Origin of the sequence: Phaeobacter sp. JH20_29, from assembly GCF_048056175.1 — a bacterium.
Taxonomy (GTDB): domain Bacteria; phylum Pseudomonadota; class Alphaproteobacteria; order Rhodobacterales; family Rhodobacteraceae; genus Phaeobacter; species Phaeobacter bryozoorum.
The window spans coordinates 242,859-267,927 of record NZ_JAYMWO010000011.1 but is presented as its reverse complement, the minus strand read 5'-3'; the positions used below and the strand labels follow the sequence as shown (position 1 = coordinate 267,927).

Sequence of the window (25,069 nt, the reverse complement as noted above, 5' to 3'; positions counted from 1 at the left end):
ACCGATACCTACGACATCGCCAATACCGCATTGTCGTGGGTCAACTTCAACATCAACCTCACGACCGGCACGGACCAGCATGGCAACACCTTTAGCGGGATCGAAAACATTCTCGGCGGCACCGCCAATGACAGCCTGACAGGTGACGGCGCAAATAACCTGCTGGACGGCGGCGCGGGCGCTGACACGATTTCGGGCGGTACTGGCGCTGATAGCCTGTCGGGCGGGGACGATGCCGACACGTTTGTGATCGAGGACGGCTTTGGAGCGGACACGATCATCGGCGGCGAAGGGGTCACCACCGGCACGGATTACGACACCATCGACCTGTCCGCCGTCACTATCCCGGTCACCGTGACCTTCACCGGCTCCGGCGCGGGCACGATCAGCGACGGGACAAGCACGCTCAGCTTCTCGCAGATCGAGCGGCTGATCCTGGGCGCCTCAGCCGAAGTTGTGGATGCCTCCAGCGAGTCAAGCGGGATCGAGATTGTCGCAGGCGGCGGGAACGATACGGTGACCGGCGGCTCCGGCAACGACACGATTGCGGGCGGCGACGGGGATGATCTGATCGACGGCGGTGATGGCGACGACTTCCTCACAACCGGCCTTGGCAACGATACCCTGATCGGTGGCTCCGGCAATGACACGTTGATGAACTCCGACGGCGATGACAGCCTGGTCGGTGGTGCGGGCAATGACAGCATCGTTGCCACCGGCGGCAATGACACGCTCGAAGGCAACGACGGCGACGATACGCTTGAAGGCGGTGCTGACAATGACAGGCTGGTCGGTGGCACTGGCGCCGACAGTATGTCGGGTGGCGACGATGCTGACACGTTTGTCATCGAGGACAACTTTGGCGCGGACACGATCATCGGCGGCGAAGGGGTCACCACCGGCACGGATTACGACACGCTTGATCTGTCGGCCGTCACCGTTCCGGTCACGGTAACCTTTACCGGTACCGGCGCGGGCACGATCAGCGACGGCACCAGCACGCTCACCTTCTCCGAAATCGAGCGCGTAATCCTGGGCGACTCAGCCGATGTGGTGGACGCCACCAACGACGCAGGCGGGATCGAGATTATCGCAGGCGGCGGCAACGACACCGTGACCGGCGGATCCGGGAACGATACAATCGACGGTGGCGATGGCGAGGATACCATCGACGGTGGCGTGGGCAATGACAGCCTTCTTGGTGGACTCGGTGCCGACACTATCTCGGGTGGTGCCGGGGCGGACACGATTGACGGCGGCAACCAAAGCGATCTGATTCTGGGCGGTGACGGCAACGACGTGATCATCGACTCAGGCCTGAACCTATCGGATGACACAATAGACGGTGGCTTGGGCGATGACACCATCGACGGCGGTCTGGGCAAAGACAGCCTCACCGGCGGCGATGGAAACGATAGTATCGCTGGTGGTGATGGTCAGGATACCCTTCAAGGCGGAGATGGCGCGGACTCCCTCGACGGCGGCAACAATAATGACGTGATCGACGGCGGCGCGGGTGCCGATACAATCACCGGCGGCACCGGTGCCGACACGATTGAGGGTGGCACCGGGGACGACGTTATTGACCTTGGTGCCGATAGCGACAGGGATACCCTGGGAGTGTCCGATCTTGCCGGGTCGGATATCGTGACGAATTTCGACATGACCGACAGCGGCGATGGCACCACGGTAGACCAATTCGATGTCTCGAATCTGGTCGATGCAGATGGCAATCCGGTCAATGCCTGGGATGTTGTCGTCAGCGACACCAATGGCGACGGGACAGGTGATGCGGTGCTGACCTTTGTCAACGGCGAGTCGGTGACGCTGGTTGGCGTTCAGCGTTCGCAGGTGGACAACGCCCAGAAACTCAATTCGATGGGCATCCCGTGTTTCACGCCCGGTACGATGATCGCAACCCCAAGCGGCGAAACCAAGATAGAAACGCTGAAGCCCGGCGATCTGGTCACAACTCTTGAATACGGCCCGATGCCGATACGCTGGCTGGCCCTGTCGGAAGTCGCAGTTAAAACTGCGTCTCTACCGCAGAACCTCACGCCGGTCCGGATCAGGCCGGGCGTGCTGGGCAATGCACGTGCGCTGGTGGAGTCGCCGCAGCACTGCGTCCTGCTGACAGATCAGCTCACGAATGCGTCCTACTATGTGCGAGCCAAGCATCTGGCTGAAGAAACTACATTGGCTTCTTTTGCGCGGGGTCGTCAGAGCGTCACGTATATCCATCTTATGCTCGACAAACATGCGACGCTGATTTCCAATGATATCCCGAGCGAAAGCTTCTATCCTGGGCCGATGGCTATGAAGATGATGTCGGCCGTAACTCGCCTAGAACTATACGCCCTACTCCCTGAATTGGATCAGATGCCTGTCGAACAAGCCTACGGGGCGCGAGCCGCAACCGTTCTGTCACGCAATGAACTGCAAAAACTCAACGGGCGCCTTGGACTTCTTCAAGGCAGGCGGCTGGCGGGCACCCCACCCGATTGGACTCACAGCCACAGGGGGCGCGAAACTGGCAGCCAACTAAGGTTTCACCCGATAACCAACCGCAGTTTTTGTGTCGAAAACGTCGACAGGTGACAGCCGGTTAGCGGCTCTCTGCCAGTTGGTCCTCACCCGGAAGAGACACGGTGAAATCGCAGTCCTATTCAGTCCTGCGCGTCCGCCAGCTGGTTGCGCACGATTACGTCGATCCTTGTGTCGTTGAAGCGAAAGATACCTGTTTGCTTCAGAGCGTCCCGGACCGAGGTGCTTTCAGATAGCCGTTTCCAGACGGTCGGCGACGAGTATGGGGCCATACGCGGTTTGGTGGCGACGCCCATTGTCATCCCGTTCAGATATCTGACCTGTTGGCGATGCGCAGGAAACAGAATGGACTCCGACAAGAACCCATCCTCGCTGTTTGCGCTTTCCAACAGGTAGATGCGATTGCCCTTATAGGCTGCAAGCCCGGTATATTTCGTCCGTTGAACGATGCTTTGATCATCGCTCAAGGCACGTTCGAAGGTATGCGAAACGATATAGCCGTCCTGTTCACGCAGCCAGATCAGCGTGCGCATGATCTTGCCTTCCCAGGTCGGCGTTGTGAAATGGCCGTGATAGAACCCCAGATACCGACGCAGCGGACCGGCCTGGTTCTCGAAAATTCTGGACAGCACGCGCGCCGGGCTTTTGCGGGAGGGCGCCGTCAATCTGTTCATCCTGCCCAAGAAGGCCGGGTGATCCAAGTCGAGGTCCTGTTCGCTGATATTGAAATGCCGGGCGATGCGCCGAAGGTTGTGCGCCGAGGGCATTCCACCGCCATTGAGGTATCGATTGAATTGCTGACGGTTCAAGCCGATATCGCGGCAGACCTGCGCAATGCTGCCGTAGTCAGCGCAGAGGGATCGCAGGTTCCGCGAAAAGTTTTCCGACATGCGACAAGTCCTTCGCACATAGACGCATTGATGCTTACAAAAGCTTAAACCTGCGTACAGTCGCTTACTAGGTGGTTTTTGATTTTCGTTCCAATTTTCGCTTGTGAGTCGCAAACGGTGATCGGCGTGCAAAACGAAATCAGAACACTAGAGAATGAGTGGATCCCTCTTCCGGACGGGCGAAAACTGGCGGCACGGGTCTGGCTTCCCGCTCTGCCGGGGGCTGCGCCGGCGATCCTGGAGTATCTCCCCTATCGCAAGCGGGACGGAACCGCAGCGCGTGATGAAACCACACATCGGGTGTTTGCCGCCCATGGCTATGCCTGTGTGCGGGTCGACATTGCCGGGACCGGCGACAGCCAGGGCCGTTTTGACGATGAATATTCCGAACAGGAGCTCTGCGATGGCGAAGAGGTTCTGAAATGGATCGCAGGCCAGGACTGGTGTGATGGCCACGTCGGAATGATCGGGATCAGCTGGGGTGGCTTCAACGGCTTGCAGCTTGCGTATCGCCGACCGCCGGAATTGAAGGCGGTTGTCACCATGGCCTCGACGGCTGACCGCTATGCCGATGACATTCACTACATGGGCGGCTGCCTGCTCAGCGATAACGCCAATTGGGCAGCACAGATGTTTGCCTATCTGTCTCGCCCTGCTGACCCCGACCTGCGGCCCGACTGGCGCGATGACTGGATCGCGCGGATGGAGCTGCTGCCTGATCTTGCCGCCGACTGGCTGGCGCATCCCACACGCGATGAGTTCTGGAAACACGGATCGGTTTGCGAAGACTGGTCACGGATCGAGGTGCCGGTTCTGGCAATCACAGGCTGGGCGGACGCTTATGTCAACACGCCCCTTACCCTGGTTGAGAACCTGACTTCGCCGACCAAGGCGCTGATCGGCCCCTGGGAGCACCGCTATCCGCATATCTCAAAGATCGAGGCCGCAGACGCCCACTCGGAGATCATCGGATGGTTCGACCGGTGGCTGAAAGGCGAGTTGAACGGGGCTGAAACACTGCCTGCCTTGCGAACATTCGTGCAGGAACATGACAACCCGTCCGGCAAGAACAAGCCGCGCAGGGGTCGGTGGGTGTCAGAGGAAAGCTGGCCATCGAACACCATTCAGGAGCGCATTTATTTTCTCGGCGATGGTGCGCTGTGCCCAGCAGCCAAAGCCGGGGAGGTCGATATTGCCAATCCTGCCAGCGTCGGGTCCGCCAGCGGCTATTTCTGCCCGGGGATGCGGATCGACAACGAGCTGCCGGGCGATCAGGTCGAGGACGACAGGCACTCCACCTGCTTTGACATTTCGCTGGACGCGCCGCTTGAGATCGTTGGACGCCCGCGTCTGAAGCTGGCGTTTCGTGTTGATCAACCGGTTGCCCAGGTGGTGGCCCGGCTCTGTGATGTCGCGCCGGATGGCGTGTCGCAACGCATCACCTATCGGCCCTTCAACCTGACCCATCACAAAAGCCACGAAACCCCGGACGCTTTGGTGCCGGGCGAACGCTACGAGGTTGAGTTCGAACTGAACGCCTGTGCCCATCGGCTGCGCGCGGGGCATCGCCTCCGTCTGGCGCTGTCGACATCCTACTGGCCGATCGTCTGGCCCTCGCCCAAACCTGTGACGATCACGCTGGACTGCGCGGGCAGCCAGTTGACACTGCCTCAGCGCCGCGTGGCTGGTGAACCGGAGCCTGCCAACCCCGGACCGCCAGACAAATTTCCGACATTGGCTGCGGATGTCCTGCGTGATCCGTCGAGCACGTCACGGCGTGGAACCGACGATGAAGGACGGACAACGCTCGACGCATTTGACGATTTCGGCATGTCGCGCGATCCCTATCACGGCCTTATCAGCGGCAGCCATGTAGCGACGCATTATTCCATCCATCCCGATGATCCCGCCAGCGCCAAGATGGTGGCCGACTGGCGGTTCGAGTTCCGCCGCGACGACTGGCAGGTTCGGATCGACACGCATTCGCGCATGTCCTGCGACGAGACGCATTTCTACCTGCACCGCAGTTTGCGGGCCACGGAAGGGCCCGATGAAACCGAAGTCCTGTCAAAAGAATGGTCGCGGACCATTCCGCGCGGGCTTCTCTGAACAACCCAACGGGGAGATCACAATGAAGATCGAATGGATGAAGGCACCAACAGGACGCCGAAACTTCCTAAAAGGCGCGACAGCGCTTGGTGCGGCCGCCGCAATGCCTATGGGCTGGGCGGGGACCGCTTTTGCCCAGGATGATGGCGTCCTGCGCGTCCGCGCCTATGGCGACGCTCCGAACATGGATCCCGCGCATAGTGTCGGCGTTGTGGAAGAGGAGATCCACGCCGCAATTTACAACAAGCTGATCCAGTACAAGCCCGGCTCCGAATGGGGCTGGCAACTTGATGCGGCGTCGATGATCGAACAGGTGGACCCGACCCATATCAAATTCGCCCTGCGCGATGACATCGGCTTTACCAACGGCCATGGCGCGATGACAGCCGAGGATGTCAAATTCAGCTTCGAACGGATCGTGGCCGAGGCCACCGAAAGCCCGAACAAGCCGGATATGGGACCGCTCAGCCATGTTGAGGTCACTGGCGAGCGCGAAGGCACCATCGTGCTGAACGAGCCCTTCGCGCCGCTCTGGTCTATTGCCTTGCCCTATATCACCGGCAACATCGTGTCCAAGGCCGCGGTTGAGGCCGCTGGCGGGCGGATCGGCTCCGACCCGGTCGCCGAAAGCGGCCCCTATCTGCGCGCGAGCTGGAGCCCCAAGGAAAAGACAGTGTTGCAGCGCAACCCCAACTGGAAAGGGGACGCACCGGCCTGGGATACGATTGAAGTCTACCCGATCGACGATGAAAACACCGCCGAGATCGCATTCGAGGCAGGCGAGCTGGACCTGACCCGCGTCTCGCTAGGATCGGTCGCGCGCTACCGTGGCGGCGTTCCAAACGGCGGGACCCTCGTCGAAAACCCCTCGCTGTTCTATGTCTGGCTGGGGATGAATCTGGATCATCCGAAACTACAGAACCAGAAACTGCGGCAGGCGATCCAGCATGCCATCGACGTGCCGACAATCCTGGAGGCCTCCTACTTTGGCGCGGCGGACCCGTCGACAGGCATCATCGCACCGGGTCTGGCAGGAAACCGTGCTCAGGGTCTTGTGGCGCCGCAGGCCAACATTGAAAAGGCAATGGCACTGCTTGCGGAATCCGGCGAGACAAATGTCTCGCTCACGCTCGATATCCTGAACAAGACGACCTACACGACGATGGCTCAGGTCATTCAGGCGATGCTGGCGCAAATCGGGATCACGCTGGAAATCAACGTTCTGGAATCCGGTGCGTTCTGGGCGAGCGGCGAAAACGAAGATCTGCAACTGGTGCTGAACCGCTTCTCGATGGCGCCTGATCCCTCCTATGCAACGGCCTGGTTCACCACTGAACAGGCAGGCATCTGGAACTGGGAACGTTTCCGCAACGACGAATTCGACAAACTCCACGCCGCCGCATCTGCGGAAACCGACAATGCAGAACGCGCTGCAATGTATCAGCGAGCGCAGGACCTGATGGAAGAAAGCGGCGCCTATCGCTTTATCACCCATGAAGCAACGCCGGTCGTGCATTCCTCGCGTGTTGTTCCGGCCCTGCGCCCGGATGGGCTTTCGCTGCTCAGATACTTCGGCAAGGCGTAACCTCCCTACGTCTCTGCGTGTGGCTGCCCTCGGGCGGCCGCACGTGATTACCCCGCCCAGAAAGGCCCGATCGATGTTCAACTTTGCTCTGAGGCGGTTTGCGCTTGCGGCGCTGATCCTCTTTGTTGCGGTAACACTCATGTTCCTGATGATCCGTGCAGTCCCCGGCGATCCGGTGCAGATCATGCTTGGTCCGCGAGCGACCCCGGAGCTTCAGGCCCGGCTCACCGCCGAACTGGCGCTGGATCAGCCGATTTGGCGGCAACTGGTGATCTTTTACAGCAACATGATGCAGGGCGATCTGGGCACCGACGTGTTTTCGGGCCGCTCGGTCACCCAGATTGTCTTTCAACAGCTTCCCTTCACGCTTGAGCTGATCTTTGCGTCGATCCTCTGGTCTGCCGCCCTCGGCATAGGGCTTGGCGCCTATGCCGCGGCCCATCCCAACACCCTGATCGACCGAAGCGTCGCGGTGCTGTCGGTGAGTTTCGTCGCGGCCCCCGCATTTGTCGTGGCGCTTTTGTCGCTTTTGCTGTTTGCCGTGCAGCTCCAGTGGTTCCCGGCGATTGGTGTCGGTGACGGGTTCTGGGACCGGCTGGATCATCTGGTCTTGCCCGCGTTTGCAATCGGGCTGAGTTGGGTCGGGTATATCGCGCGGCTTGTACGTGCTTCGATGCTGGAAGTGCTTGGTGAACACCACATCCGGACCGCCCGCGCCTTTGGTCTCTCCGAGCGACGGATCGTCATGGTCTACGCCTTGCGGATCGCCGTTCTGCCGGTCGTCACCGTGATCGGCGTCGGGATGGGCTTTCTGCTCAGTGCTGCCGTTTTTGCCGAGATCGTCTTTGCCCGGCCCGGTCTGGGCAAATTGGTGATCGATAGCATCACCACCCGCAACTACCCGATCGTCATGGGCTCGGTGCTCATCTCGACGGGGCTGTTCGTTATCTCGACCGCCGTTGCGGACCTCGTCAACGCCTGGCTGGACCCGCGCGCGAGGACCTCGACATGACGGCCTCGACCATGGGTAAACCGCGCTCCGAACTCGGCATTATTCTCAAAGGCGTCGCCGGGAACCCGCTGGGCCTGATGGGGCTGATCATTGTCGGGGCCATCGTGTTCAGCGCCATCTTCGCGCCATGGATTGTGCCCTACGATCCGATTGCCATGAATATTCAGGACCGTATGCAAGGCCCATCGGCCAGCCATTGGCTGGGCACCGACCAGCTGGGCCGAGATACCTTCAGCCGCGTGATCATGGGCGGACAGGTGGCGCTGAAGGTCGCCTTGCCTGCGGTCTTTGGTGCCATGGTGATCGGTCTGACACTGGGAATGATCGCGGGCTACGGACCAAAATGGCTCGACAATCTGCTGATGCTTCTGTTTGACACCATACGGTCATTCCCAACCGTGATGTTCGCGCTGGCCGTCGTCGCGCTGGTGGGTCCCAGCCTGCAAACTGTGGTTTTTGTGGTCATGGCGACCTCGATCCCGACCTATGGCCGTGTGGCGCGCACGCAGACGCTCACATTGCGCAATTCGGAGTTCATACTGGCCGAACGCTCGATGGGGGCCAGCATGGCCCGTATTCTGAGTGTCCATTTGCTGCCCAATATCATTGGCGTCCTGGCGGTTCTGGCTGCCATGGACATCCCCACGGTGATCGCGCTTGAGGCCGGTCTGTCGTTCCTCGGTCTAGGGGTAAAACCGCCGACACCCAGCTGGGGTGCATTGTTGAAAGATGGCTATGCCCTGATCCGGCAAACGCCGTGGTTGGTGGTCGGAGGCGGCCTGCCGATCATCATCGCAACGCTGGGCTTCACCTTCCTCGGCGAATCCCTGCGCGACGTGGTTGACCCGAAATTGAGAAAGAACCGATGACCGAAACCTTGTTGGAGATCGACCATCTCAGCGTCGACTATAAAACCGAACGCGGCGACCTGAAAGCCTTGCGCGATATCACCTTTGACGTCCGCAAAGGGGAAATCGTCGGGATCGTCGGCGAAAGCGGCTGCGGAAAGTCGACGCTGATCTCGTCGATCCTGCGGTTGACGGCACCGAACACGCGGTTCCGTCAGGGCGCGGTACGGTTCAAGGGGCAGGACCTGTTGCAGGCCAACGAGCGTCAGATGCGCGCCCTGCGCGGCGACGATATCTCAATCGTCTTCCAGGACCCGATGCAGACCCACAACCCGGTGCTGACCGTCGGTCAGCAGATGGTCGATATCCAGCACCGGTCCTCCGCGTCCAAGGCCGCAAAACGCGCAACCGCCGCGAAAATGCTGGGGGCTGTGGGCATTCCCGATCCCGACGCGCGGCTGAACCAGTTCCCGCATGAATTCTCCGGCGGGATGCGCCAGCGGATCGCCATTGCCATGGCGCTGATGTCCGAGCCTGACCTGCTGATCGCCGATGAACCCACAACGGCACTGGATGCCACGCTTGAAGTACAGATTATCGAACGCTTGCAGGAGCTTCAGCGCGAAATGAACTGCGCGATCCTATTCATCTCGCATCATCTGGGCGTGATTGCGGAACTCTGTGACAGGGTGGTGGTGATGTATGCGGGCGCAGTCGTCGAAAGCGGCGATGTGCGCGAGATCTTTCACAACCCGAAACATCCCTACACCCGCCGCCTGATCGAATGTGATCCGGGCCACATCAAGACCCGCGCCCGTGTCCTGCCGACCATTCCGGGCGAAGTCCCCGATCTGGCGAACCTGCCCGGCGGCTGCATTTTTCGCGACCGGTGCGATCAGGCAATCGCCCGCTGCGCGGCAGACGTGCCGCCACTTGAGCGACTGGGAGACGACGGCCATCTGGCTGCCTGTTGGCTGAACCATGAGGAGATGACGGCGTGAGCCTTCTGTCTGTTGATAACCTTCAAACCAGCTATGGTCAGGTCAATGTGCTGGCTGGCGTCAGCTTTGACGTGGCCCCGGGCGAAACCTACGCGCTTGTCGGCGAAAGCGGATCGGGCAAGACAACCGTCATTCGCGCAATTGCCGGGCTGGCCCCGGCGCAGGCCGGTTCGGTCAAATTCGACGGCAGGGAAATCCGCGGCCTGCCCGAACGGCAGCTGCGCCCCCTGCGCAAGGACATCGCCATGATGTTTCAGGATCCGGTCGGAAGCCTGTCTCCGCGGCTGACCATCGGCAGTCTGATCACGGAACCCTACAGGATTCAGGGCATGAAGAGCCGCGATCAGCACGCCGAGGCCAAGCGCCTGCTGGAGATGGTCAACCTGCCTGCGCATTTTGCCGACCGCTATCCCTATCAATTGTCCGGCGGTCAGGCACGGCGTGTCGGGGTGGCCCGCGCACTGGCGCTGGAACCCAGGTTGATCCTGGCCGACGAACCGACAGCGGGATTGGACGTCTCCGTGCAGGGCGAGTTGCTGAACCTGCTCAATGAACTGCGCGAACGGCTGGGGCTGGCCATGGTGATCATCACCCATAACCTCAGCGTCGTGCGCCATGTGGCCGACCGTATGGGGATCATGTATCTGGGGCGGCTGGTGGAAGAAGGCACCACCGAAGCAATATTCGAAAGCCCGCGCCATCCCTACACCCGCTGCCTTCTCAGCGCGAACCCGGAACCTGACCCTGACGCCCGGCTGGAACGCATCGCGCTGAAGGGCGAACCGCCGAGTCTGCTGAACCGACCAAAGGGATGCGAGTTCCGCGCGCGCTGCCCCTTTGCCCAGGACATTTGCACCCAAACACCCAGATGGGAGGTGACCGCAGGCCATGGCCTGCGCTGCCTCGCGCCACTCTCGTAGCGAGCCCGCAATGACAGCCACGCTTTATTCCAACGGCACCATCCTGACGATGGACGCCGAAAACTCTCAGCCCGAGGCGGTGCTGACCGAAGGCGGATTGATCCGTGCCGTCGGCGACGAAACCGTCCTACGCGCCCAGATGCCCGGCGGCACGCGGCTCCATGACCTGCAGGGCCAGACGCTTATCCCGGCCTTTATCGACCCGCATGGGCACTTTCCCGATCCGGGGTTCATTGCGCTTTTCCGTGTCGATCTTGCGTCACCGCCACGTGGCGACTGCATCGATATGGCAACGGCGCTGCACCGCCTGCGTGCCAAGGCAGCCGACACCCCAAAAGGCGAATGGGTCATGGGGGTTCTTTTTGACAACACCGCAATCGCCGAGGGTCGGATGCCGACCCGGGCTGAACTGGACGACGTGTCCACAGATCATCCCATCTGGGTGCTTCATGCCTCGGGCCACAATGGCGTCGCGAACTCTGCCGCCCTTGAAATGCGCGGCATCTCACGCGATACGCCGGACCCACTGGGCGGCCGCTATGGCCGCCGGGATGACGGCGCGCTGACAGGTCTCATCGAAGGCCTGTCTGCCATGGGCGAAATGGGCGATACTGATTTCCTGATCAATCGCGAAAGATTCTGGCAGGGTTTCGCGGTCTGCCGCGACGATTACCTCGCCCATGGCGTGACCTATGCGCAGAACGCCTGGACCTCGCGGGTAATGCTGGAGCATTTTGCCTCGCTCGGGCCAGACAAAGATCCCGGTATCGACCTGATGCTGCTGCCCATTGGAGAGCTTGAACCGGGGCTTTGGGACACTCTCGACTGGCCCGGCAATCGGCATTTCACCCTTGGCCCCCGCAAGCTATTTACCGATGGGGCATTCCAGCTTCAGACCGCCTATCTCTCTGCGCCCTATCACCGGCCAATTGACCCGAAACATTCCTGCGGGATGCCCTATGTGGCCGCTGAGGAACACCGCCGCGAAGTCAGGAAACTGCATGACCTCGGCCACCAGATCCATTGCCACTGCAACGGTGATGCCGGGGCCGACATGTTCATCGATGCCGTGGCCGCCGCCTTGGCCGACACCCCGCGCGCGGATCACCGCCACACGATCATTCACGGCCAGACCCTGCGCGACGACCAGCTTAGCCGTATGGCTGAGCTTGGCATCACGGTCAGCTTCTTCTCGGCCCATATCCATTTCTGGGGCGATCGCCATTACAGTACGTTTCTCGGCCCCGAGCGCGCCAGCCGCCTGTCCCCCGCCGCGTCGGCCGAGCGATTTGGGGTCCGCTACACCCTGCATAATGACGCCTCCGTAACGCCAACCAGGCCGCTGCATCTGGCCCATTGCGCCGTCAACCGCACCACATCAAGCGGGCGGGTGCTCGGGGAAAGCCAGAAAATCAGCGCCCTCTCGGCCCTGCGGGCACAAACGATAGACGCGGCCTGGCAGGTCTTCCAGGAAGATATTCGTGGATCAATAGAGCCGGGAAAAAGCGCCGATCTTGCAGTTCTCTCAGGCAATCCGATTGCGGCCTCAGAGAACCTTCTGGATTTGAAAGTGACGGCGACAATTCGAGCGGGCAAAATGGTGTCGGGAGACTGACCCTCCGACGAGGTCTTTGTGACTGTGGTCGTGACGGGTTCATTTTTGATCGCTTCACAACCTATTCAGAGAGACCATAGCCGAGGACACAGATTGCAGCAGCTTTGCATTTGGCAATTACCCAATCTCGTATGCGTGGCGCCCGCAACATGCCTCATCTCCATTGCGCTGTTGCATTGGGAGGGGATGCCACGCTCAAGCGTTGCAAAGAACCAATAGGACGCAGACCTGCTAGAATACCCGCCGCGCAAGCGCAGCGTCATGGGCGATTACAAGGGTTCGCGATCCAGCCGCGCGACCAGCAATCATCTTTTTTCAGAAATCCACGCAGGTATTGTCGGATTTGCATTGGCCCGCGCGTTCTTGCAGCATGTGATCAGTGCACTGGAGAAAACCATGATCTATGCAATTACAATCTACGGAGAAGCCGGGCTTTTTGAAACACTCCCCAAAGAACGGCAGGACGAAGTACTGGCCGGACATGGCGCGTTGCAGGAGGCGCTGAAGAAACGAGGGGAGTTCATCTCGATCAAGCTGATGCCGCCAACCTCGGCAGTGATGCTTGACCCTGCACCGGCGGTCGATCAGCCTCCGTTGATTGTCGATGGGCCCTATGCCGAGACCAAAGAGAGTTTCCTGGGATTTTACGCCGCCGACTTTGAAAACCTGAACGATGCTCTAACCCATGCCAAGATGATCTCATCCCCGGTGGTTCGGCTAGAAGTGCGGCCCGTGGCCTGGGCTGGAGGTGCGATTTCATCGGAATAGGCATGTGTCGGACTGGCTAGAAGCAACAATCACCAGACAGCGTCCGCAGGCGCTGGCCGCGCTGACCCGCTACTTCCGCGATATAGACATCGCGGAGGACGCCTTTGCAGAGGCCTGTCTCAAAGCCCTCAAGGTCTGGACGGACATCGGCGCACCCCGTGATCCTTTGGCCTGGCTGCTGGCCACCGCCCGCAACGCGGGGCTCGACGCGCTGCGCAAGTCCCAGCGGCACCATGCCATCCTTGCGCGGCACTGTGCAGAGTTTCAACCCATGACAGAGGCACCCCCTGATCCCGATGAACTGCGCGATGACGTCCTGCGCCTGTTGTTCATCTGTTGCCACCCGGAGCTGGAACGGCGCGATCAGATTGCCATCGCGCTGCGGATCGTCGCCGGGCTCAGCGTTGCGGAAATTGCACGCGGCTTCCTGATCAAACCGAAGGCCATGGAACAACGGATCACCCGCGCGAAGAAGAAAATTGCCAGTGGCACCGTCGCCTTTGAAACGCCCAGCCCGCAGGAGCGGGGCGCGCGGCTGGGTGAGGTCTCGCTGATGGTCTACCTGATGTTCAACGAGGGCTGGTCGGCTTCTGGTGGTGAGACCCAGATCAAGCTCACAGTCTGCGAAGAGGCAATCCGCCTCGCTCGTCTGCTGGCAAACCTGTTCCCGGCCATGGGCGAGCAGGCGGCGCTTCTGTCGCTCCTGCTGTTTCAACATTCGCGGCGCGACGCGCGCATGGATGCTGATGGCCAGCTCGTCCCGTTGGAGGATCAGAACCGCAGCCGATGGGATCTCTCCCAAATCGCCGAGGCGACGGCGCTGCTACAAAAGGCCCAGAGGATCAATCATCGGGGGGTTTACATCATTCAGGCCGCGATTGCTGCGGTCCATGCCCGCGCGCCCTCCGCAGAAGAGACCGATTGGTCACTGATCGCTGCGCATTACGCCGCGCTCTATGCCCTGCAGCCTTCGCCCGTTGTGCGTCTCAACCTCATCGCAGCGGAGGCACGGATTGAAGGCCCTGCCTACGCGTTGGCCGCGTTGGAGCCGCTGGCTGACGATCTGTCGCAATACCGCTGGTTTCATGCCATGAGAGGCCGACTGTTGCAGGACACCGGCAATCATCCAGCGGCCATCAAGGCGTTTGAAGCAGCGCTTTCACTCAACCCGACAGCACCGGAACGCGCCGCCGTTCAAGGAAAAATCGCGCTCAGCAAAAAAGAACTGCCCGACGTGTAGGGATTGGGAGTGGTCATGCGTCCTTGGGTCAGACCTGCATTCGGGCAGGCAAACAGGGAGAAGACATATGAGCATTCTTGAGATGACAGCAATTGGAAACGCCGGCTGGATCGGGCACTCCGGGCCGGATCAGGAGAAGGCCAAAACCTTTTATCAGGAGGTGCTAGGCTGGACGATCAACAATATGCCGATGCAGGACGGGTCCAGCTACTCGGCGATTGCGGTGGGCGAAACGGCGATTGGCGGTTTTTCTCCCATGCCCGAGGAGAGCGGAAGTTGGACGATTTTCTTTACCGTTGCCGATGTGGACAGCTGCGTGGCCACCGCAAAGGCCAAAGGCGCAACCGTCCTGCAAGCCCCCATGGATATGCCCGGTGTCGGTCGCATGGCAACGCTCACAGATCCGCAGGGCGCCCGCTTTGCAGTGATCACCTATGCCCAGAACCCGGCCTAAGGACGCGCTCAGATGGAACAAACACCACAGATCGCGCTGGCCGTAACGGCGATTTTCGTCCTTCTCAGCATCCCGATGGCGATTTCGGTCGGGGTGCGCCGGGCCAAAACCGGCATCCTGCTGCTGCATGGTGACGATGATGTGCTGCTGCGCCGGATCCGGGCCCATGGCAACTTTGTCGAATATGTCCCGCTTGCGCTTCTGGCCCTCGCCGGTGCTGAAATCGCCGGAACCGCAGCTTGGCTGGTGGCCCTATGCGGTGCCGTGCTCATCCTGGCGCGGCTCATCCACTACTTTGGCCTGCTTGCATCGGCGGATAGCAAAGGGCGCGCCGTCGGTGCCGCGCTGACAACCTTGGCGATGTTCATGCTCGCCATCGCCATCCTGTGGCAACTATTTGGGGCTGCCTGATGCCTTATGACGAAGGCCTTAGCCAACACATGCGCGGCGCACTCGCCGCGCATGTGGGGATCACTGAAAAGCGGATGATGGGCGGTGTGTGTTTTTTCCTGAACGGCAATATGCTTTGCGGTGCGCGACGGCACAAAGATGGTGTCGGGCGGTTTATGTTCCGTATCGGCAAGGAGAACGAAGCGGCCGCCCTTGCAGACCCGACCGCCCGCGTCGTCATCCACGGCAAGCGCAAGCTGGGTGGCTTCATCCTGGTAGATGAGGCCGATTGCCCGGACCCCGCAATGAAGCGCTGGCTGCAGCAATGCCTGGCACATGCAGCAGCCCTGCCCGCCAAAAATTGAGGGACAATCATGAATACATTCGACAGCTACAGCCCCGATGCGCTGCAATTCCTGCGCGATCTGAAGGCGAACAACACCAAAGACTGGTTCACGGCACATAAAACGACATATGAACACTGCATCAAAGATCCCACCAAGGTCTTTGCAGCTCACATGGAGAGCGCACTTGGTGCGCTGACCGGTCAACCGCATAGCAGCAAGATCTTCCGTATCCATCGCGACGTCCGCTTCTCCAAGGTCAAGACGCCCTACAACGCTCATATCCACGTCGCCTTGAGACCAGAAAGAACAACAGCGCAGCCGCCCATGTGGTTCTTCGGTCTCTCGCCTGAGAAGCTGACGCTGGGCTGTGGCGTGTTTAAATACGACAACGAAGCACTCGCCAATTTCCGCAGGGCGATGGCGGGTCCTAAAGGGGCCGAGTTGATCGCATTGACGGACGGACTGCGTGTCTCAGGTATCCGCATCGGTGAGCCGGACCTGAAACGGGTCCCCAAAGGTTTTGATAAGGATCATCCGAACGAGGTTGCACTGCGACGCAAGGGGTTTGCCGCATGGATCGACATCACCGACACAGCCTTTGTCACGGAGCCAGATCTCGTCGAACGTAGCACTGCGACGTTTCAAAAGCTCATCCCGGTATTTGACCTGCTTTCCGACATCGGTTCCCCTACCGGCCCCTGCTAAAGAATCCGCAGTATCATCGGCACGGTCGCAATATGACACTTGTGTGGGAATACAGGCGGTTGACGCGCGTCATTTGATAGGCCTGAAGCACCTCTAGATGACAGAGCCCGATAGACGGCGGCAGAGCGGAGGCCGATCTCAGCGTGGCGCGGTGACCATAATGAATTTACTCGGCTTGCTTATCGCCGCAAAACCATATCGGGCGACCGGCCGCCAAGTCGGTTGGCGAAGGCCTCGGTGAACGACTATTTGCATCCATGGCCATGTGCTTACAGCCGAGCGCGACCGGTAAGCGGATTGCTTCACGGACACAGAGAGGATTCCGGCGCGATTGCCGACGTTGTCCGCTTGGAGCATGGCGCCTTGATCGAGATAGTGGCAGCCCGCCGCTCGATCCAAGACACAGGCTGATCCAGACCGTTTCGCGCGGCCTGCACCTGCGATACCGGCGCCCGACGCGAAAGCGAAGGTGGTCAAGAGGACCACATTCACGGCCCTCAGGGCAGAGCGATCCCCAATATGTGCGGCTCATCAGCCGGATGGAAATCCATCGTGGGCGCCCTATTCCACCCCAACATTAAGAGAAACAGAATACGACAATATTGAGGAAGATGGCGGAGACGATGCCCGCCATCGTTCCGTCGCGTGACAGCGCATGCCGTTCTATTTCTCATATATTTATCAAAAATATCAGGCTTCGCCGTTGCCATGGGTCGCAATCTGTCGCATCGTGTCTCATACTTTTAGGCGGGTATTTTGACAGGTATAGTATGCCACGCGTTGCAAAAGAGCTTTCGGCCCTCGATGTCAGGAGATTGCAGCACCCCGGAACGGGTGGCAATGCCACGTTTGCGGTTGGCGGTGTTTCCGGTCTCCTGATGCAGATTACCCCGAACGGTGGGCGCACTTGGCTTTTGCGGGTCACTGTCGGCGCTAAACGTCGTGAGATAGGATTGGGCGGCTTCCCTGATGTGACGCTTGCCCAGGCAAGGGAGCGCGCGCGCGAGGCTAAAGACCAGATCCGGCAAGGTATCGATCCCGTAGAGCAACGCAAAGCCGCCCGCGCGGCTCTCACCGCGGCTCAACGCCGAGGGATGACATTCGCCGATGCAACGAGCAAAGCGCTTGCGGCCAAGCTGGATGCCTTCAGGAACGCAAAGCACCGTCAGCAGTGGGAAAACACTCTGCGTACCTATGCTGAACCTGAACTCGGCGAAATGCTGGTTGACGAAATCACGGTGCAGGATGTTCTCCGCGTGTTGGAACCCATGTGGCAAACAAAAACCGAAACCGCGTCACGCTTGCGAGGGCGGATCGAAGCGGTTCTATCTTGGGCGACCGTTGCCGGTCATAGAGGCGGCGACAACCCTGCACGATGGGCAGGAAACCTGAAAGAGCTACTCCCTGCTGCGTCAAAAGTGGCAAAGCAGGCGAACCAACCTGCCCTTCAAATCGACGACGCGCCAAAATGGCTTTCGGCACTCCGCAAGCGCGATGGCATGGGAGCGCGCGCGCTGGAGTTTTCGGCCCTAACCGCAGCCCGCTCGCAAGAGGTACGCGGCGCACGCTGGGAAGAAATTGACCTTGATGCTACGATTTGGGCAATCCCCGCTCAGCGCATGAAGATGGACAGGGAACACCGGGTGCCGTTGTCGCCAGACGCTAGGGCATTGCTGGAAGCCCTGCCGCGCTTTGAGGACAACCCGCTAGTGTTCCCAGCCCCGCGCGGTGGCGAAATGTCCGATATGACGCTAAGCGCCGCGATGAAGCGCCTACACAAGGCAGATATAGAGGCTGGCGGACTGGGGTTCATTGACCGTGTGAGCAAGCGCGCAGCGGTTCCGCATGGCCTGCGCAGCACTTTCCGCGATTGGGTGGCAGAGCGCACGCATTTCCCCGGCGACATGGCGGAAGTCGCGCTGGCTCACAAAGTTGGCAGCGCAGTGGAAGCCGCCTATCGACGCGGGGACATGATAGAAAAGCGCCGCCTGATGATGGCGGCATGGGCCGAATACCTGACTGGTAAGAACCGGGCCGGGGCAGAGATTGTGAGGATTGGATGACGGGACCAAAAGAAGCGGCGCGCAAAACGATAGTGAAGGGTGTTAGTGTCAGCCATTTGAAGCCGGGCGACCCGTTTTATCCGGGTGCGCATATGATTGGCGAGGAATACTCGGGAGAAATCTGGTGGGTGCGCGTAACAACTCAAGAGGGCTTGCTACCTGAGGCTTCACATTCGACCTACTGCAAGTCCTTAGCGGAAGTTGAGCGGATCAAGGGTACCTATATTGTCGGGAAAGAAATGTCTGGTGAGCACGAAAATAAATGGCCAGGACTGGAAAGCAAAAGACGGAAGTTCCTGCTCGCAGCAATGGATGGAGGCTACACCCCGGCGGGCGGCAATGCAGGAGATGAGGATTCCCCCCTAGCTTTCAATACCCTTGAGGCAGCAGGAATAACGGACGGCCTCAAGCTGACTAAGGCCGTATTGGCTTCTGTCGGAAAGCAACGAGTGGGCGAACTCAAGGCAAAGCATGGCGAAAATTGGGAGGCGGCTGTCACTTACGAGTACTGCCTTCTGAACCTGCCCCATTCGTCCCCAGCATTCATTGCAGCCGCATATCAGTTTAACTGGTACATTACCGGAGATGAATTCAAGGCAGGATACCTTTGGCGCGACCTAGAGTGCATCACATCCGGGATCGAGTTAGAGGCCCTGAAAGCAATTGAGATGCGCCAGAAAGCTGGAAAAAAAGGCAGTCAATCATCTGCCAAAGCACGCAACAGACGTATTCTGTCCCTCTTGATAGGAATGGAAGCCACAGCCCGGCGAAATCCTGACATCATCAAGCTAGGGATAACACCCCTGGCGGAACTGGGACTGGTGGGGGCTATCGAAGCCGACCCCAAACTTTGGTCTCAAGGGCGCGGCCAGATGGAGGAGTACCTAGGAGAAATGAAGCGCGGAGAAGCCGGGAAGGATATTCAGGCTAGGTATCTCGCCCTCCTACCGGCAAAAACCGCCTAGGCGGTTACGTATTTCCCGCGTAAATGACTAGGCACTTCACCCGAAAATGACCAAGTGCCCAGCCGGTACACTCCGAAAATGAAACCCGCCTAAGTCATTGATTTTACGCATTCACCTCACTAAGTAAGGTGGCCCATGCTGCAACCAGTCGCAACCGATTGGAGTGCATAGCATGGCTCACACCTACCTTTCCGATATGCAAGTTTCTGCCCGTTATGGGGTCCACCGATCAACGCCGTGGCGTTGGGCAAAGACCGATCCTAGCTTCCCCGAACCAGTCATTTTGACACCGGGCTGTACCCGCTGGAAGTTGGCGGATCTGCAAGCATGGGAAGCTGCGAAGCACGACAGCGCAGCATAAGAATACCCGCCCCCCGGAGGCATCGGGGCGCGGGCTGTAGTGGTCATCGTTGCAGATTGGCTATCACAGATTACGCCCTTTGCCGCCGAGTTTCAACGAAACAAGAGGCAGAGCATGGCAACGAATAGATGGGCAAAGGCCCCATACGAAATCACGACATCGACCGGCAGCAAGCACATCGTCCATATTAGCGGGCGTGTACGCTGGGCAATCGAAGAACTGCGCAAGGCAGGCGGCGCTGGTCGCACGGGGCGGGAAGCCCTAGGCCCACGTTGGGCGGCCTACATGTTCGACGCGAAAGAGGGTCATGGCATCCCAATCCGCGACGAATGGGAAGCCCACGGCGGCGAACACCCTGGGCGTCACAAGCGCTGGTTTCTGGATTGCCAGATCCGACCAATCCCCCCGCAAGAGGGAGGGCGTGCGACTTGAACCGGCTCCGTGTCCTCTACCTCCGCCGCCTTCACGGCCTTTCTGAAAGCAGCGCGCAGGCTATGGCCTCGCTTATCTGGGGAGGCCATTGATGGACGCAGAAACCCTAACCCGCAATCTCGGTGGGTACTGGCGCAACGGTCGTGGCCTAGCGCCCTGCCCCGTGTGCCAACCCGAACGCCGCCGCGACCAGAATGCACTATCGGTCACCACTGGCAGCGGCAAACTGCTGTTGCATTGCTTCAAATCTCACTGCTCTTTCGTGGAGATTGCCGAGGCCGCAGGCGCTCCGCTCAGCCATGTGCAGATTGATTTTGATGCCCAACGGGAACACGAGCGCAAGCAGGCCGAATATCAGGCGGAAAAGCTGACCAAGGCGCGCAGCCTTTGGGACCACGCAAAACCAATCGAAGGGACCAAGGGAGAGACATACCTTCGCGGGCGCGGTATCACTATACCTCTGCCTGAGTATCTGCGTTTCGTGCCCGACCTCTACCATGCCCCCAGCGCGTCATGGGCTTGCGCCATGGTTGCCGACGTGCAGCCCACTGGTGGCGTACACAGAACGTTTTTCACAAAGAAAGGGGAGCGGGTCACCAGATCCGCAAAGATGATGCTGGGGCCGTGCTGTGGTGGCGCTGTGCCGCTCTCTGCTGGTGCTGGCCCCCTCTACATTACAGAAGGCATAGAGACCGGCCTAAGCGTGGCACAAATGACGACTGGCTACGCGACTTCCGTTTGGGCTGCCCTGTCCACCAGCGGCATCAAGGGGCTGCGCCTACCGGATCGACCGGGAAAGCTGGTCATCGCGTCCGATGGCGATGATGCCGGCACAGAAGCCGCGCAGGTTCTCGCAAGCCGCGCTGCAAGCCTTGGCTGGGATGTCGGCCTTATGACCGCGCCCGATGGCAAGGACTGGAACGACGTACTTCAGGAAGGCGGTTCGATATGAATACAATCGTTCCCTTCGACGCAAAGGCAGACTGGCCCGAACCCGATATGACCATCGGCCAACCTGTAAGACCACCGGCACCCATCATGGGGAGCTATGAGTTTGCGCAGGTATTCGGCCCCTGGGCTGACTGGATGAAATCAGCGGCTGAGACCAAGAATGCGCCGGTGGATTATGTTGCCGTCTCCCTATTGGCAACCGCCAGCGCGGCGCTGGGTAATTCGAGATGGGCCGTGCCTTGGGAAGGCTGGAAAGAGCCGCCGGTTCTCTGGGCTATGCTGGTAGGTGATCCATCAGCCGGGAAATCTCCGGCCCTTGATGCGGTGTTGGATCCGGTCAAAGAACTTGAACGCGACCTGTCCGACGAATACCGCCGCGCACGCCAAGAATGGGAAGCCGAAAACGAGCTGTCCGCATTTTCTTTGGCGCAATGGAAGGCAGACGCAAAGGCCACACTGGCCGACGGTGGAGAACCACCTGCAAAGCCGGATGATGCAGACGCTGGCCCGCCGCCAGTGCGTGAACGGATCTGCATCACCGATATTACCACCGAAAAAGTGGCTGATCTGTTGTCTCGGACGTGGCGGGGGCTGTTGCTGGCCCGTGATGAGCTGTCAGGCTGGCTTTCGAGCATGGACCGATACAACGGCGGTGGCGACCGCCCCTTTTGGTTGGAGGCATACGGAGGGCGCAGCTACACGATCGACCGCAAGAACAGCCCAGAGCCGATAATCGTTGACCATCTGAGCGTTGCCATTGTCGGCGGGACGCAGCCTGACAAGCTGTCTGCGCTGTTGGTCAAATGCGATGATGACGGCTTGCTTGCCCGGTTCATGACCGTATTCCCAGATAGCGTTCCTCTGTGCCGCCCCGCCAGTCTACTGGATGAGGCGCGGGCGATTGGTGCCATCAAGGCACTTAGGGGGCTTTCGTATGCAACTGATGAACAAGGCAACCGCCGCCCGTTCTTTGTCCATTTCACGGATGAGGCCGCTACCGCGCTACAAGCGTTCCGGGAACAGTGCAGGACGTGGGAAGCCGATGCCTCTGGCCTGTTCAAAAGCCACATCGGCAAGATGCCAGGACTGGTGGTGCGCGTGGCGAACGTTCTGGCCCACCTTGACTGGGCGGCTGATCCAGATGGGGAACCCGTGACCAGCATCAATGCCGACCACGTTGGGCGCGCCTGCCACTTTGTCGGGGAGCATCTGCGCCCACACGCGCACCGGGCATACGGGGCGGTAAAGACGCCGCCAGAGGTGCGCGGCGCAAAGGTGATTGCAGAGATAATTCAGCGCGAAGGCCTGCGGCTTTTCAAGGTGCGTGACATTCAGCACCGAGAGCGGAACGGATTGGCTACGGCTGGCGAAGTAAAGGCCGCCCTCAATGTGCTTATGGATGCCGACTGGCTGCGCGAAATCAAAGACGGGACCGGTGGTCGGCCATCGGTTTCCTACACGGTCAATCCACGTTTGGAGGGTCAATCATGAGCCGTTGGTTGGAGATAGCTGCAAGGGCTGGCGGAGACTTAACCTCTCTACCGGCAAACCGGCAAGAACCGGCAAAAAGGTCTGGGAAGGCTCAAGGTCAGGACTTTCTGCCGGTTTGCCGGTTACGAAACAAGAGCAAGAGGCCCGATCCGTGATAGCCGCTCAAAGCAACGTCATCAGCCTTGATGAATGGCGATCCCGGCCCTCATTCGATGGGCCTCAATCGGACGGGGGCGCAGCATGACTACGGGTGCGTCCAAATTGGACACAGACAAGCTGCGCAAGGTGCGGGAACTGATGGACCGGGGCACAACCGACGGCGAACAGGCGGCGGCAAAGGTGAAGGCTGAACGGCTGGCCGCGCAGGCTGGAATGACATTGGTGCAAGCCCTGTTCACATTGGACACTGCGCCCAGTGGGCCGACTGTCCGGGACTTGTTCGCCGGTTTCGATGACTGGATGGAGAGCCGGGAGCCGGGCTACAAGGCCCGCGCAACCGCAGAGCGCGCCGAGAAAGAGCGAAAGCGGCTGGCCCGATGCCAGGAACTGCTGCGCCAATATGGCAGCGAGGACGCCGTTTTCGCGCCAACCGCGATTGAGGAAGCCCTCCGGGTGGCCTTGGAGCCTCTGAGCGACCCTGCAAACAACCTGTGGGGCTATCGGGGGTATTCAGGCGGCAAACTCACCCCCGCCATGTGGGAGGCCGTGCGCGGCGCTGTGCGCGTCCCTGAGACCGTACAAGAGGCATGGGCGGAATATCAGGCGTGGGAAACCTTGCAGGATGACCGCTGCGCCTTCTGCCCGGACTTCACGACTGAACAATGGGCTGAGGTCTGGCACGATGCCCTGACGCACCTTCTGGACAACCTGCGCACGCCCAGCGCTGAGGGTGTCAAAGCCCGACTTGCATGGATGAGAGAGGTGGCAAATCTGGGATACGCCCGCGACATGGACAGGGATATTGAGCTGATCGACGCCCTAGAGGGTGATTTCTCCGCGCTGATGGCATCCGTCCAAACTGGACGCCGTAGCACCAGCGACAAGTCCGCACGTGTACGCACACTTCTAAAAAGCGAGCCAGACCTTTCGGACCGAGAGATTGCGCGGCGCGCCGAGGTCAGCCCGCAAACGGTTGGCAATTGGCGCAGGCGGTTGGCCCGGTCTGCTGCTTAGGTGATGGGGCGGCATAAACGATATCGCTTATGCAGCACCTCGACCTTAGGGTAAAATTAGGGTCGCGCGAACAGACTTCCGAAAAACCTTTCCGCCCTCGGTAATCATCCCATGCAGACCCTGCGCGCGCCAAGCGTGGCGACTTACTGCGCGCAGGGGAACGCTTGGCTCATCGCGTTTAGGATCAGCCCTCTGGCCGGGAAATGCCTCATTTCGGGAGTGTTTCTGAGATAGTTTCCGACCACATCGACAATCTGAGAATTGCTGGCCATCTCATCACCACACACCCCGAAAATACTGGATCGATACTGGTTCACCGCTGCGGTGGATGTGCCCTGATTGGCCATCATGAACGGGATAGAAACCCCATAGTTTAAGCCCTCCCAAGCGCCGATGATGTAGAAGCTGCACGCGGAATTTCCTACCGCACCACCATCTGTGCAGATTTCATGCAAATCGTTTCCGGTGATTGCCCCAGCGCTGCCCTGCGAAGCTACAAAAAGCGCCGCGAGGATAACAAACTTTCTCAAACCTATTCCTCCCAAAAACATGTTCTCAACCTTAAAAAACCTTAATATCTGACCACCTCAAACGCCGGTATCGATTTCAACATTTTTCAACAGGTCAGACGGTCAAAACGACGAATGCCACCTCACAGATTGCGCAAGTAAATATCAGGTTTTTTCAGGAGGTCGAACGCCCCTACTTCTCAACACATAGACGGGTTATGATCCTGTATGCCAAGCAGATTTTGATTTAACTTGCCGCAGGAGGGTCAAATGCCGGGACCGACGCCCGGAAGCGTATGGATTGAGGTCGTAGATGGTCGCGTCTGTGCCACGTTTGAGCGATACCTTTGGTCGGATAACTTCATGCACCGTTTGCAGCGGGCAACCACACTGGCCCGCCGGGTATCAACCGGCTCTTGGGTGTGCCGTTGGTGCGGAAATGAGCTACCAGATTTCCGCCTTACCGATGCCCTATATTGCGGTGAGAGTTGCCGGAAAAAGGCCGCGCGACAGCGCCTCAGAGACCGGGTAAGTTGATTTCCTTTTATAAACTTGTTTCTCAGTCAACTATCTGGCTTTCCATAACCTCATACAGCGCCATAGTTCTGGATACGCAGATCAGTCCATCTATTCGATGATAGCAAGGCAAACTAGACAAGCCACTAAGTCTCGTCGGCGGTTGACAGATGCCCTAAT

General features: G+C 59.6%; 22 protein-coding genes. 20 read left to right on the top strand and 2 right to left on the bottom strand.

The genetic code is table 11. The features are described from left to right. Positions 1 to 2,598 (top strand): Hint domain-containing protein (locus tag VWZ85_RS08795; protein WP_416587869.1); only part of this gene is annotated, 2,598 nt, incomplete at its 5' end. Positions 2,599 to 2,666: 68 nt separating this feature from the next. Here VWZ85_RS08795 and VWZ85_RS08790 read toward each other — a convergent pair. Then, complete coding sequence (locus VWZ85_RS08790) at positions 2,667 to 3,434, bottom strand: helix-turn-helix transcriptional regulator (protein ID WP_340544476.1); 768 nt, start codon at positions 3,432 to 3,434, stop codon at positions 2,667 to 2,669. A 126-nt stretch (positions 3,435 to 3,560) separates the two neighbouring features. Here VWZ85_RS08790 and VWZ85_RS08785 point away from each other — a divergent pair, with 126 nt between their 5' ends. From VWZ85_RS08785 to VWZ85_RS08695, 19 genes are all read left to right on the top strand, one after another. Next, complete coding sequence (locus tag VWZ85_RS08785) at positions 3,561 to 5,543, top strand: CocE/NonD family hydrolase (protein WP_416587867.1); 1,983 nt, start codon at positions 3,561 to 3,563, stop codon at positions 5,541 to 5,543. Between the two features lie 22 nt (positions 5,544 to 5,565). Then, the gene (locus VWZ85_RS08780; protein WP_416540654.1) at positions 5,566 to 7,128 is read left to right on the top strand and encodes an ABC transporter substrate-binding protein; all 1,563 of its coding nucleotides are present in this window, start codon (positions 5,566 to 5,568) and stop codon (positions 7,126 to 7,128) included. A 73-nt stretch (positions 7,129 to 7,201) separates the two neighbouring features. Further along, the gene (locus tag VWZ85_RS08775) at positions 7,202 to 8,140 is read left to right on the top strand and encodes an ABC transporter permease (protein WP_416536542.1); all 939 of its coding nucleotides are present in this window, start codon (positions 7,202 to 7,204) and stop codon (positions 8,138 to 8,140) included. An 11-nt stretch (positions 8,141 to 8,151) separates the two neighbouring features. Further along, complete coding sequence (locus tag VWZ85_RS08770) at positions 8,152 to 9,009, top strand: ABC transporter permease (protein ID WP_416587877.1); 858 nt, start codon at positions 8,152 to 8,154, stop codon at positions 9,007 to 9,009. Then, positions 9,006 to 9,989 carry an ABC transporter ATP-binding protein gene (locus VWZ85_RS08765; RefSeq protein ID WP_416587864.1) on the top strand — a complete coding sequence of 328 codons (984 nt, stop codon included), beginning with the start codon at positions 9,006 to 9,008 and terminating at the stop codon, positions 9,987 to 9,989. Before VWZ85_RS08770 ends, VWZ85_RS08765 begins: the two co-directional genes overlap by 4 nt. Then, positions 9,986 to 10,909 (top strand): oligopeptide/dipeptide ABC transporter ATP-binding protein, encoded by a 924-nt coding sequence (locus tag VWZ85_RS08760; RefSeq protein WP_416587862.1) that lies wholly within the window; start codon positions 9,986 to 9,988, stop codon positions 10,907 to 10,909. The genes VWZ85_RS08765 and VWZ85_RS08760 overlap by 4 nt, the downstream gene beginning before the upstream one ends. A 10-nt stretch (positions 10,910 to 10,919) precedes the next feature. Next, positions 10,920 to 12,524 (top strand): amidohydrolase, encoded by a 1,605-nt coding sequence (locus tag VWZ85_RS08755; protein WP_416587860.1) that lies wholly within the window; start codon positions 10,920 to 10,922, stop codon positions 12,522 to 12,524. 396 nt (positions 12,525 to 12,920) lie between these two features. Then, entirely contained in the window at positions 12,921 to 13,292 is a 372-nt protein-coding gene (locus VWZ85_RS08750; protein WP_416587857.1) for a YciI family protein, read from the top strand. 4 nt (positions 13,293 to 13,296) lie between these two features. Then, on the top strand, positions 13,297 to 14,532 hold the full coding sequence (locus tag VWZ85_RS08745) for an RNA polymerase sigma factor (protein WP_416537261.1): 1,236 nt from the start codon (positions 13,297 to 13,299) through the stop codon (positions 14,530 to 14,532). Between the two features lie 67 nt (positions 14,533 to 14,599). After that, positions 14,600 to 14,986, top strand: coding sequence for a VOC family protein (locus VWZ85_RS08740; RefSeq protein ID WP_340544466.1), 387 nt, complete (start codon positions 14,600 to 14,602; stop codon positions 14,984 to 14,986). Positions 14,987 to 14,998: 12 nt separating this feature from the next. After that, a complete protein-coding gene (locus VWZ85_RS08735; RefSeq protein ID WP_340544464.1) occupies positions 14,999 to 15,397 on the top strand; it encodes an MAPEG family protein in 399 nt (132 codons plus the stop codon). Continuing rightward, a complete protein-coding gene (locus VWZ85_RS08730; protein WP_416540659.1) occupies positions 15,397 to 15,741 on the top strand; it encodes a TfoX/Sxy family protein in 345 nt (114 codons plus the stop codon). Before VWZ85_RS08735 ends, VWZ85_RS08730 begins: the two co-directional genes overlap by 1 nt. Positions 15,742 to 15,750: 9 nt before the next feature. After that, positions 15,751 to 16,428, top strand: a complete 678-nt coding sequence (locus VWZ85_RS08725; protein WP_416540660.1) for a DUF2461 domain-containing protein — start codon at positions 15,751 to 15,753, stop codon at positions 16,426 to 16,428. A 770-nt stretch (positions 16,429 to 17,198) separates the two neighbouring features. Further along, positions 17,199 to 18,491: a tyrosine-type recombinase/integrase gene (locus tag VWZ85_RS08720; RefSeq protein ID WP_416587854.1), complete on the top strand. Its 1,293-nt coding sequence runs from the start codon at positions 17,199 to 17,201 to the stop codon at positions 18,489 to 18,491. Further along, positions 18,488 to 19,456 (top strand): hypothetical protein, encoded by a 969-nt coding sequence (locus tag VWZ85_RS08715; protein WP_416587851.1) that lies wholly within the window; start codon positions 18,488 to 18,490, stop codon positions 19,454 to 19,456. The genes VWZ85_RS08720 and VWZ85_RS08715 overlap by 4 nt, the downstream gene beginning before the upstream one ends. A gap of 475 nt (positions 19,457 to 19,931) precedes the next feature. Next, complete coding sequence (locus VWZ85_RS08710) at positions 19,932 to 20,249, top strand: winged helix domain-containing protein (protein WP_416587849.1); 318 nt, start codon at positions 19,932 to 19,934, stop codon at positions 20,247 to 20,249. Positions 20,250 to 20,340: 91 nt separating this feature from the next. Next, positions 20,341 to 21,201 carry a toprim domain-containing protein gene (locus VWZ85_RS08705; protein ID WP_416587847.1) on the top strand — a complete coding sequence of 287 codons (861 nt, stop codon included), beginning with the start codon at positions 20,341 to 20,343 and terminating at the stop codon, positions 21,199 to 21,201. Then, positions 21,198 to 22,691 carry a YfjI family protein gene (locus VWZ85_RS08700; RefSeq protein WP_416587846.1) on the top strand — a complete coding sequence of 498 codons (1,494 nt, stop codon included), beginning with the start codon at positions 21,198 to 21,200 and terminating at the stop codon, positions 22,689 to 22,691. Before VWZ85_RS08705 ends, VWZ85_RS08700 begins: the two co-directional genes overlap by 4 nt. Before the next feature lie 240 nt (positions 22,692 to 22,931). Next, positions 22,932 to 23,864 carry a hypothetical protein gene (locus VWZ85_RS08695; RefSeq protein ID WP_416587845.1) on the top strand — a complete coding sequence of 311 codons (933 nt, stop codon included), beginning with the start codon at positions 22,932 to 22,934 and terminating at the stop codon, positions 23,862 to 23,864. Between the two features lie 143 nt (positions 23,865 to 24,007). Here the strand turns inward: VWZ85_RS08695 and VWZ85_RS08690 are convergent, their stop codons facing one another. Then, entirely contained in the window at positions 24,008 to 24,415 is a 408-nt protein-coding gene (locus VWZ85_RS08690) for a Rap1a/Tai family immunity protein (protein WP_416587843.1), read from the bottom strand. Positions 24,416 to 25,069 lie beyond the last annotated feature (654 nt).